The sequence below is a fragment of the Psychrobacter sp. PL15 genome, from assembly GCF_035984995.1.
Classification (GTDB): domain Bacteria; phylum Pseudomonadota; class Gammaproteobacteria; order Pseudomonadales; family Moraxellaceae; genus Psychrobacter.
Map to the genome: position 1 here is coordinate 1 of NZ_JAXCIB010000025.1, position 11,069 is coordinate 11,069.

9 protein-coding genes and 1 riboswitch are annotated in these 11,069 nt (G+C 41.5%); of the genes, 4 read left to right on the forward strand and 5 right to left on the reverse strand.

The features are described 5' to 3' along the window. The first annotated feature begins 178 nt into the window (after positions 1-178). The 3 genes from RCH20_RS12135 (at position 179) to RCH20_RS12145 (ending at position 4,190) form a co-directional block, all read left to right on the forward strand. The gene (locus RCH20_RS12135; RefSeq protein WP_209957400.1) at positions 179-856 is read left to right on the forward strand and encodes a glutathione S-transferase family protein; all 678 of its coding nucleotides are present in this window, start codon (positions 179-181) and stop codon (positions 854-856) included. A gap of 78 nt (positions 857-934) precedes the next feature. Beyond that, complete coding sequence (locus RCH20_RS12140; RefSeq protein ID WP_327193784.1) at positions 935-2,062, forward strand: zinc-binding dehydrogenase; 1,128 nt, start codon at positions 935-937, stop codon at positions 2,060-2,062. An 847-nt stretch (positions 2,063-2,909) separates the two neighbouring features. Further along, positions 2,910-4,190 carry a tyrosine-type recombinase/integrase gene (locus RCH20_RS12145; protein ID WP_327193785.1) on the forward strand — a complete coding sequence of 427 codons (1,281 nt, stop codon included), beginning with the start codon at positions 2,910-2,912 and terminating at the stop codon, positions 4,188-4,190. Positions 4,191-4,454: 264 nt separating this feature from the next. Here RCH20_RS12145 and RCH20_RS12150 read toward each other — a convergent pair whose 3' ends face one another. The 3 genes from RCH20_RS12150 to chrA all read right to left on the reverse strand — a co-directional run bounded on the left by RCH20_RS12150 (position 4,455) and on the right by chrA (position 7,953). Beyond that, positions 4,455-5,024 carry a plasmid pRiA4b ORF-3 family protein gene (locus RCH20_RS12150; protein WP_327193786.1) on the reverse strand — a complete coding sequence of 190 codons (570 nt, stop codon included), beginning with the start codon at positions 5,022-5,024 and terminating at the stop codon, positions 4,455-4,457. 458 nt (positions 5,025-5,482) lie between these two features. Further along, entirely contained in the window at positions 5,483-6,433 is a 951-nt protein-coding gene (locus RCH20_RS12155) for an EamA family transporter (protein ID WP_327193787.1), read from the reverse strand. Positions 6,434-6,744: 311 nt separating this feature from the next. Next, complete coding sequence (gene chrA, locus RCH20_RS12160; protein ID WP_327193788.1) at positions 6,745-7,953, reverse strand: chromate efflux transporter; 1,209 nt, start codon at positions 7,951-7,953, stop codon at positions 6,745-6,747. An 812-nt stretch (positions 7,954-8,765) separates the two neighbouring features. Next, positions 8,766-8,939: riboswitch (yybP-ykoY riboswitch) on the forward strand. 4 nt (positions 8,940-8,943) lie between these two features. Here chrA and RCH20_RS12165 point away from each other — a divergent pair. Beyond that, positions 8,944-9,516, forward strand: a complete 573-nt coding sequence (locus RCH20_RS12165) for a manganese efflux pump MntP (RefSeq protein ID WP_209957415.1) — start codon at positions 8,944-8,946, stop codon at positions 9,514-9,516. 29 nt (positions 9,517-9,545) lie between these two features. On the opposite strand, the gene RCH20_RS12170 is transcribed toward RCH20_RS12165, so the two are convergent. Then, positions 9,546-9,668 (reverse strand): hypothetical protein, encoded by a 123-nt coding sequence (locus tag RCH20_RS12170; protein WP_327193789.1) that lies wholly within the window; start codon positions 9,666-9,668, stop codon positions 9,546-9,548. A gap of 337 nt (positions 9,669-10,005) precedes the next feature. Then, entirely contained in the window at positions 10,006-10,902 is an 897-nt protein-coding gene (locus tag RCH20_RS12175) for a hypothetical protein (RefSeq protein WP_209957418.1), read from the reverse strand. Positions 10,903-11,069: the final 167 nt, after the last annotated feature.

Genomic DNA, 11,069 nt, shown 5'->3' on the forward strand with positions numbered 1-11,069 from the left:
TCTCACTTTGGCGGTGGATAGTAACCTTGATGCTAGCGCATCTAGGCCTCTTTTTCACCTGCTGTTTGAAATTGCACTTCACGTGTTAATCTAAGCCCTATTAAAAACAGTAATAATGTGTTTAGCTTGAGCATTGTAAATAAAAACCACCTTCACATTAACGATGGACAACTAACTTATGATTACTTTGCATGGCTTCGCCGCAAGCAACTATTACAACATAGTAAAATATGTACTTCTATATAAAGAATTGCCATTTCAAGAAAACTTGCTTTACGGCGGCAGTGACGAATTACTGACAGTCAGTCCTGTTGGCAAAGTACCTGCTATCGTAACGCCCGAAGGCTTTAATATTTCAGAATCGAGTGTTATTTGTGACTTTCTTGAAGAGACCTACCCTGCCATACCGCTCTATCCTGAATCTGCAACAGAGCGTGCGGTTGTCCGTCAAATTATGAAAATATCAGAGCTTTATTTTGAATTGCCAAGCCGCCGACTGATTCCTTATGTGCTTTCAGGCACCAACGCTCCTGATGCCGTCAAAGAAGAAGTACACCAAGTATTGATCCGCGGTATTACTGCCTTAAATCGCTTATGTCAATTTTCACCCTGGATTGCAGGCGAACAGTTCACAATGGCTGACATCTATGTTCATTATGTCAGCACAATCGTCAGCGCCTTTGCCACAACCCAACTTGACTGGGATGTGCTGGCAGAGATACCTGGCATGAAAGAATGGAACGACGCTATGAGTCAATCTGACATTGCCCAGACAATAGAGGCAGATCGCTTGGCAAATATGCCTGAGTTTATGCAACATGTGAAGACTCAGATACAGTCCGCCCAGTCTAGATAAGACAGCTAAGAATAAAATACGACTCATAACATAATAATGGTAATGCAACACCTTTCACTATCTATAGGAACAACAATTATGACCGATAAAAATATCCAACTGGTTTCAACGATCAGTGACAACAACAAATTAATGCTTACCTTACAAGAGATCAAGATGCCGCAACCTAGTGCCGATGAAGTTGTCGTTCGCATTGAAGCAGCACCATTGAATCCATCTGACTTTGGGGTGATGTTTAGCGCCGCTGACATGTCAACCGCCGTACAATCAGGCACCGACCAAAATCCTGTCATTACAGCTGATGTTCCTGCTAAGTTCATGCCAGCACTTAAAACGCGTGTTGGCAAAGACACACCCGTGGGTAACGAAGGTGCTGGCACCGTTGTCGCAGCAGGCTCATCACCAGCCGCACAAGCACTAATGGGTAAAATGGTTGCTGTGATTGGCGGCGGTACTTATCGTCAATATCACTGTGTCAATGTAAAAAGTTGCCTAGAGTTAAAAGAAGGCACGTCAGCTAAAGAAGCTGCTTCGTCTTTTGTGAATCCACTTACCGCACTAGCAATGGTCGAAACCATGCGTGCTGATGGTCACAAAGCCATAATTCATGCGGCAGCAGCATCTAGCCTTGGTCAAATGCTCAACCGTATTTGTATGGCTGATGGTATTGATTTGATCAATATCGTACGTAAAAAAGAACAAGAAAAACTATTACGTGATATGGGTGCAAAATATGTGGTCAACTCAAGCAGCGATACATTCATTGCAGACTTAACGGCAGCGATTATCGAAACAGGTGCCACTATTTCATTCGACCCCATTGGTGGCGGTCAATTATCCAGCGATATTCTAAATTGTATGGAAGCGGCTATAACCTGTGATGTAGAAGAATACAGCGTTTACGGCTCAGACACTTTTAAACAAGCGTATATTTATGGTGCATTGAACCGTGGCCCTATTACCCTAAATCGTAACTTTGGTTTTGCTTGGGGTGTCAATGGATTCTTATTATTCAATGTGCTCACCAAGCTGGGCACCAAAACGGTCATGTCGATGCGTCAACGTGTGGCGGAGGAAATCACCACCACATTTGCAAGCAGCTATACGCATGAAGTGACACTACAAGAAGCTTTGCAATTACAGTCAATCGCTGCTTATGGTAAACAAGCAACTGGTGAAAAATACTTAATCACGCCTCAGGGCTGATAGTTCCTTGAATAATGGCTTTTAAATAAAAAAGCAGATATCGATTGTGATATCTGCTTTTTTTTGTGTTTGCTATAGGAAGTGATATTTCAAAAGGATATAACCTTACTTGCTCCTTTCTATGTATTACCGAACTTTAATTCGAGCATAAGTAAATATGGTTTAAAAAGTTAAGTAAGGTTTAGTGTGTTTAACTTAATAGTGAAAGTTACCCCCTATGGTAGGATGATTATCACCCCTAAAAAAACAATCCAAATGGTGGCATTAAGGACACATCATGCCATGCCATGCCATTCCATTCGATGCTCTATTTGAGATCTTAAAATCTTGATCAAAATAATTCTTAGTACACAATTGCGTTTCGATAAAATAGAGACAATTAGAACTAAAAATATATCATAAAATCGCCACCCGCTAAATTTGCACAGAACAGTACTATCACCCTGATTAAATGATTCTGTGCGAGTACAGGAGCATGGTTTTTTGTGCAAATATGCCGAAGGACTCTATTGCCAGTAGCAAACAGTATTCTTACTTTTAATATATGTGAAGTTTATTCCTTCAAACACCATATATATCAACAAAAAAATAGCTTGCTCCTTCTTTCTCCACTATACTAGAATCATCCCCAAGTGACCCTTGGGGATGATTCGTTCTATAAACCCTTTATTTATTAGGTTTGTCAGATATAGACACATAAACAGTGTCCATATTAGTGTCCAATTATATTTTTAGTTTACATATAGAATGCTTTTCATAAATCATAATCATTTTGGCAAGCACAACCCCAAGTTAATATATAAGTATTCTTAATTCATCTCACTTATAACGTCCATGGATATACGTAATGACTGTCAACAGTATAAATGATATCAATAAACTTGAATTCCGAGATAAAGATTATTCAGTCAGTATTTCAGGCATCTCTGGTTTAAGTGTTCGTATCTACCCAAATGGCAAAAAAGAATACTACCTTCGTTATTCTCATCCACACATTGACGGTAAGCGACCTAGAATGATGCTTGGCAAGATCGATGAGATTAGTTTGTATGAGGTTAAGTATAAAGCAGAGTCCATACTTAACCTGGTCTCAAAGGGTACTGATCCCAAGGCCCTACACCAACAAGAACAAGTCAATAAATACGCCCATCTAAAAAATGCCACGTTTGCTGAGGTTGCGCAAGCCTGGAGAAATAACAAGATAGCGAGTCGCCATCAAGGTAAATCTAAAAATATCTCGTTCAGTGCGTCAACCCTCAAATTTTGGGATTTGTGTCTAGGATATATGTGTCGTGAAATTGGCGACTTAAGAATGAATGATATTACTAGCGAGATTATACTGAATGTGTGTGAAGCTATTCAAAATAATGAAAACCAAGCGACCTTCGTTGGCGCAAGTACCCGACTTTATACTGAAAAAGTATTTTCATTCGCTGTAGCGCGAGGATTATGTGATAAAAATGTGGCTATTGATACGCGCGGTGAGCTTGCGCCTGCCAATTCAGGCAATCATTTACCCGCCATTACTAAACCTGACCAGTTTGCGACCCTATTAAACGATATGTCCGCATTCAAAAACGCGAGCAAGATTACGTTAGAAGCAATGAATCTACTCCCTTATGTGTTTGTACGTAGTATCGATTTGCGGTCTATGCGCTGGCAGGATATAGATTGGGATAATAAACTATGGGAGTTCTCCCCTACTAAAGGCGAAGGTCGTGAAGATATGGTATCGCACTTGGTTGTACCACTGGCCACTCAGGTAATTGCGCGTTTACGAGCAATGCAATCAGTCACAGGTCATAAAGAGCATGTATTTGCATCGATGCGCGCATCAAGGAATTCTTATATTAGTAAAGCAACACTAGTGCAGATATTTCATAGACTTGGATACAAGGATGTGCAATGTGCCCATGGATTTCGGGCATCAGCCAAAACCTTACTCATGGAACAATCTGAATTACGCTATTCGGACATCGTAACAGAGTTACAGCTGGGTCATAGAATAAAAGACACGCATGGTGGTGCTTACAATAGACTGGATGAAATAGATACTAGAGTGCAAATGATGCAGGATTGGGCAGACTTTATAGATGAGCTCCGAAATTATTCTAAAAAATCACCATAGTGTTTAGCAAAAAACACCAATGCGTTGTGGGCACTCAGTGATCAATTCAATCATTCTCAATTAACTTTAAGTTAGCATTTTTATTATTACTTAGATTGACATATGAAGTGCAGTTTCAAAAAGAAGGGGGAAAATAGGCCTAGATACGCTAGTATCAAAGCTATTACTCACTGATTTAGCGTACGTCATAACAGCTCTGCTATTAGTAATGCATAGCGCTATTACGACGTACACAGATTTTGGCAATAGTCATAAAATGATAGATTAGCGAGCAAAACGTTCATTGACCTCATCTTTGCTAAAGGTTGCCGGGTCAAAATCACTACCACTGTCTAAGCCAAGCCAATCTAGCATATTGGCATGATCTTCGTGAGTTTCGTCTGCCATTACCTGCTGCAGATAGTCATAACCACCGATTCCTCCGATATCTTCAGGAGGACAGGCACGCCGACCAGCAGTGCAAATAGGCAGGGATAGCTTCTTATCTGTGGGTAATATCTTTTCAAGTTCGATAATATGAACCCAGCCATCACCCATGTCATATTCATACATTAATTTGTCTTTTTCCTCTTTTAAAAATAAGGAAATAGGTTTGCCCATCTCATATTCTTGTCCTTCCCATAGCTCACCAAATTCAGGGTTATACTGTACATAGGTAGACTGTTTATGATAAAACTGGTGCAAATGGCTGTTGTCCCAACCCATAGCCTCTTGGATAATAACGTGCAAATCGTCAAGATGGTAACGACTGTCAATCAGAACTCTTCGCCAAATCGGAGGTTTACTCCATTGCAGAGTAATTTTAATTTGATAGGTTTGTTTTTTTTGGCTCATTGATTTACTCACTGTTAGTTGAGAAACTTTAAATCCTTTAAAAGGGACGCTTAAAAGATATAACTTACTAGGGCGTGTTAAACATTCGACTATAACACTGACAACGACTATTTTTTAGTCGCCGCTCTAAAAATAGTCGTAAGTCAAGAATATCTAGTTTAATCATTCTAAGCGAATAGTTTTGACCAAATAGCAGCAAAAAAGAGTCCTGTCCAACTGCGCGCATAGCTCTTGTCTTGCGGACGGGCAAAGCAGTGCTTTGCTTACTCTGTCCTCAGGGCTGATGCTACAACCGCGCCATACTGTGTAACACACTTTAGCTAAGTCATCTGCATTATCGTCGATTTTCCTCTTCCCTGAAATACTCATAAGTAATATTAGACGCTTCTATTTGTTGTGCTGTCGGTATTTCTTTTAGATCAGATTTTAGATCAGAGTCAGCTTGCTCAGTGCTGTTATTAACAGAGCTTTCTACCCAGCCCCATCTTCACATTTGCCAGTAATAATCCTGATAAGATCAACACCATCGCTAGCATCTTCCACCATGTCACCACTTCCCCTGTGAGCAGCACTGACGTTGCCATACCGAATATCGGCACCAGTAGCGCAAACGGCATAACCTTGGAGGCAGTATTTTGACTCAGTAAATACGCCCACAGCCCAAAGCCAATAAGAGTTGAGGTGTACACGATAAATCCAAGCGCCAACCAAGACTTGAGCGATGCCTCCATAAACGTCGCCAACTGCCATGCGCCAGTTTCAAACATGAGGGACGATAGGGTCAAAATCACACAAGCGATCAAGCCACCCCATACCACCAATGCTAGGGCAGACAACGCAGATGCCTTATTCTTCCCAGTGGTAGGCGAAACAATAGACACGCCAGATCCCTGCTGAGTAGCTTTTATAGCGGCTTGCGTTGACGCCTGCTTTGATGCAATGTTGCCAAAGCTCCAGCCTATTGCCGCAATCAAAATACAGACAAACCCAACCAAAGGCATGTCACCGCCAAGGTTTAGCAGGATCACACCCAGCCCCAACATACCGATCAACATACCAATGACCTGTATGCGACTCATTGCCTCCCCCAAGATGACATACGCCAGTAATACGGTGATAAAAACCTGAAGTTGTAGTAATAGTGCGGTCAACCCTGCCGACGCCCCCAAATGCATGGCGGTGAATACAAAGGCATACTGCATAACAAAGGTACCGATCGCATAGATAAATAACGTACGGTTAAACTTGGGCGGCTTGAGAAACAAAACCAGTGGCACGGCGGTAAAGAAAAAACGCAAGGCTGTAAGCATCAGCGGTGGAAAGCTTTCAAGCCCCCACGCAATAAAGGTAAAGTTCACGCCCCAAATAAAGGTAACCAGTACAGCTAATGTGGTGTGTAAAGGGGTCATATCGTTGGCCTAGAAAATCATGACTAATTAGTAGATTTATCAATTGGTTGGGTTATAGTGAAGTTCATATAACACTGATATGGTATCAGCCTCCTTCACAGTGCTCTTATGGGTCTCGTCTGGTCTATAGTAGCTTATGTGGTCTATTCGAGATTAACAGCTCTCAAGGAGTTCGACCTATAGTGTATATTCGGCTGTTAATACTCTCTTGTATTTAGTTTTCTATAACAGTTGCAGCTGACTGGACGCTCATCATCATAAGCCTTGTGCCATGCTATGTCTTTGCTGTAGTTTTTCTAACGATTGTCACCTCATAATGTTAGTAGCCATCCAGCGGCTCCGCAATTCATAACCACCAGCCAAGCAGGTAATTTCCAGAACATCAAGGCAACTAGAGCAACCAATGCTAAACCAAAATCTTTTGCTTCAACAATGGCGCTTGTCCATACAGGCTGATAAAGCGCTGCCAGTAGCAAACCGACGACTGCAGCATTAACACCAGACAGGGCGGCTCGTGTCCGCAAATTTTGGCGTAGACCTTCCCAAAATGGTAGGGCACCCATAACCAACAAAAAGGATGGCGCAAAGATGGCTATTAAGCAAATCATACCTCCCAACCAGCCACTGGGCGCTTGGTTCATCGAACCCCCAAGAAATGCAGAGAAGGTGAATAAAGGCCCTGGAACTGCTTGCGTGGCCCCGTAACCTGCCAAGAAAGTATCATTACTGAGCCAACCAGCCGGAATAACCTCAGCTTGTAACAAGGGTAACACCACATGCCCACCACCAAACACTAATGATCCTGCACGAAAGAAGGTATCTACCATAGAGAGGGTTTGGCTTGGGTACAATGCAGTCAGCAGTGGCAAGCCAATTAGCAATGAGAAAAATAAGAACAACCAAAAAACCCCAGTCCGACGTCTGACAGTAATAGGAAGCGGGTCATGAGCAATCACCTTTTCAGGTTTAAATAATACCAGTCCAATAATGGCAGCAATAGCAATGACGATCACTTGGCCTAATGCAGAGGGTACTAACAGCACAAAACAAGCGGCCAGCGCCATGATAGAGACTCGCGCAACATCGGTGCAGAGATTTCGACCCATACCCCATACCGCTTGTGCAACCACCGCCACCGCTGCTACTTTTAAACCCTGCAGTACGCCAGGTGGAATAATATCCCCATAACTGGTAATACCCATAGCAAATAAGATAAGCGCTATGGCAGAGGGCAAGGTAAACCCAGTCCAAGCAGCGAGAGCGCCAGTATATCCTGCTCGAGATAGCCCTATGGCGATGCCGACTTGACTGCTTGCTGGTCCTGGTAAAAACTGGCAAAGTGCGACTAAGTCGGCATAGCTGTTCTCAGTTAGCCATTGTCGTCGTATCACAAATTCATCACGAAAATAGCCCAAATGAGCGACGGGACCACCAAATGAGGTTAGACCCAATCTAAGGAAAATAAGAAAAACAGCCCATGCTGACCTACTTTCAATATTATGACTATTATGATATGCCACGACTGACTCTCCTCGGCAGATTCTCTTAATTATCGAAATACGATAATTTACCTAGGTTATGATGATGTGTCTATCTTTTACTGGAATTGTTTAGTGTGATACCTGTATGGATGGCATGATCAGATCGAAAAATGTAATAACAGCAATACTTACAGTCATATCTCAAATAGCTAGCAGTCATATCTCAAATAGCTAGCTTTGCTAAATGTACTTAGTAGTATACTTGTAAGGGATTGTTCAAGCTGATTTGAAATTTCAGCCATTAGGTGACACGATGTTAATTAATGACAGACGACTTGAGGAGTAATCTATAAAAATTGATAGATCTATACTACGAGCAATAGCAGCCTGTGTTTTGATTGTTGGACTGACAGCTGCCGTCATAATTATCCTTAACCTGATGCCAACTAATAGCAGTATTTTATCTAATACCTTCTAACGGAAACTACTTTTGAAATTAAAGCCTAAATAAGGCTTTTTTTGTGCCCATTAATTGTATTTGGCGGTCAAGTGAGTAGTCGAACTGTAATCTGTGAGCATTGATTAGGGTATGATGCGAGCCATAAAATCGTTGTCAACAGTGACCATAGCGAGCTCATCGCTATTATTGCTTACAGCAGGCCACACTTCTTCCTTCCCATCTACTAACATTGAGCGAGTTATGTCCTTGCCTGCTTATGTATTATTCACATTCAGTCTCTATTCATCCTTCATATTTAATTGGTTTTAGGCTACCTCTATATTATATTACATAAAAAAATATGTAGTCTAATAAGATACTTTCTTATTGACTTGTAACATATGCGTGTTAACCTGAGCATTCTTTGGGGAGTAGCCTGCTTTCGTTCTACGAAAGAGTTCGTGTCAACACGCTTGGCCATATGCCATGGTACGAACACCTCTCGGTTGGCGAGACCATCGATATATTCACACTGCAGGTCGGGGGTGTGAGTATGTCGTGGACTCTATACTCGACCTGAGAAGATAACAATGAACCCTGTAGCCCTTCTGTTACTTGCTCTCTCTATGTCTACTGATGCCTTCTCTGTGGCAATTAGTAAAGGCGCAAGCCTCAAAAATCCTCGTTTCACCGAAGCTTTAAGAATAGGCCTTATTTTTGGTACTATTGAAGCTATCACGCCCATTATTGGTTGGTTCATCGGCCATTCAACAGCTTCTTTGGTAGACGCTTCTTTTGTCGAAGCATGGGATCATTGGATAGCGTTCACTATACTCGTCGTTCTCGGTCTGCATATGATTTATGAAGGTTTGAAGCCAAGTAGCGCAAAGGCAGAAGTACCGTCAAGGCACTCTTCCTTTAAACTTGCTGTAACCGCATTCGGCACCAGCATTGATGCAATGGCTATAGGTGTTAGTCTAGCGTTTATAGAGGTCAGTATTTTACTGGCAGCGGGTCTTATTGGTCTGGCTACTACAATAATGGTCACTTTAGGCGTCATGCTGGGGAAAGTATTGGGTTCACTACTCGGTCATAAGACTGAAATATTTGGTGGGCTAATGCTAATCGCTATCGGTGGGTGGATTCTGTCCAGCCACCTCTAATTGCAAAACTTTATACGCGACTTGATAGTTTAGTCTTCTTTACGAGCCTCTTTGATTTTCTTAACAGCCGCATCCGTCAAGTCAGCCGCCTTGTCAGCCACTGGCCCAACGATATCTTTTGCTTTATTTATGGTAGGTTCTTTTGAGTGCACCTCAAGGGAAACAGTCCATTACACTACTTTGTGTAGGGCTGTAGGCTTATGCTATAGATAGTAATTTATCTGATTGGTATTATTAGGACTTGAGTTTGATGGATGACCAATACAGATCAGGGCAAGAATAATTTAACAGGTAGCCTTATCTAGACTTAGTAACTTCCTTGGATATTTATATGAAAATCTGGATTTAAGCGATAAGTCAGTGATAAATATTGCACTCCCTTTTACTTATTACTTACAAAGCCACTTTTGCCCCAGCCATTATGATTTTTTAGAACTAAAGTACGATGCAAACATGTAGTTGTGGATCATGCTTTAGCCAAAGCTCACTCTAATTTTTATCATCACGGTATAAAGTGTCCTGCGCCTCTTCCCTAAAATCCTCATAAGTAATATTTGATTCTTCTTTGTTTAATGCGGCTAACACTGGTTTTGGTGTGAGGTCAGATTTGTCAGCATCATCAATGCTCACATAATTGTCCACACTAGCAGTATTCACTGATGAATTTTTATTGAGTACTGGCTCTGATATTACTTGAGTGTCTGAAGTCGAAGCTGCTACCTTATTTTCCTCTATACCAGTCGATTGCTCGGTATTAGCGGCTGGTGCGCTAATTGGCATAGTATTAGAGTTATCATAAGCCAAACGGTCTTCGGCAACAGATAAAATGCCTATGGTATTGAGAAGCAATATAATAACAGCGCTTAATATTAGCCCAGAGACCATACCCACTATTAATAGCTTGCTACTACTAATTTGCTTACCAAATAGTGTCCCTGTCTCTTTATTACTTGAGTCAGCTATTGGCTCATTGGTTAATAGGTGGCTATTGTCATACTTAGGTTGGTCGTCAACTAGTAAATTTTTGATCTCGTTATCATCAACTAAAGTATGAAGCATTGTTGCTATGGCTTTATCATTATCAGAAGAAGTGATATCAAGGCTGATAGTTTCCGGTATTTTAGGATCGAGCTCTTGTTCCTCTTGTTCATGGTTGGTAAACAGTAGCAGCTCTTCTTCATTCAGAAGCTCGTATGAGGATGACTTTTTAAATTCATCCAAGCTTTTCAAGTTATCAATATCAAGATTACGGTCATTATCAATGTCATCAACACGATCGATGAAGCGCTCACAGACATCACTGGTACGAGCATTACCACTAGGTTTGGTATGAGTGGCTGTAGATAAGCCGATCCTATCATCAGTGTTATTATCTGAGTCGTTCATAAGTATAGTACCAAGTCGATTTATATTATAAATAACAAATGACCGATGAACTACCGACCACCTATAGAGGTGGCGGTTTCTTAGGTAATACCCATACTTGATACGATATTCTGTATCAGAGGTTAGGCAAATTCACTAAGCTAACCCTGTCGCACCGACAGTTTTGA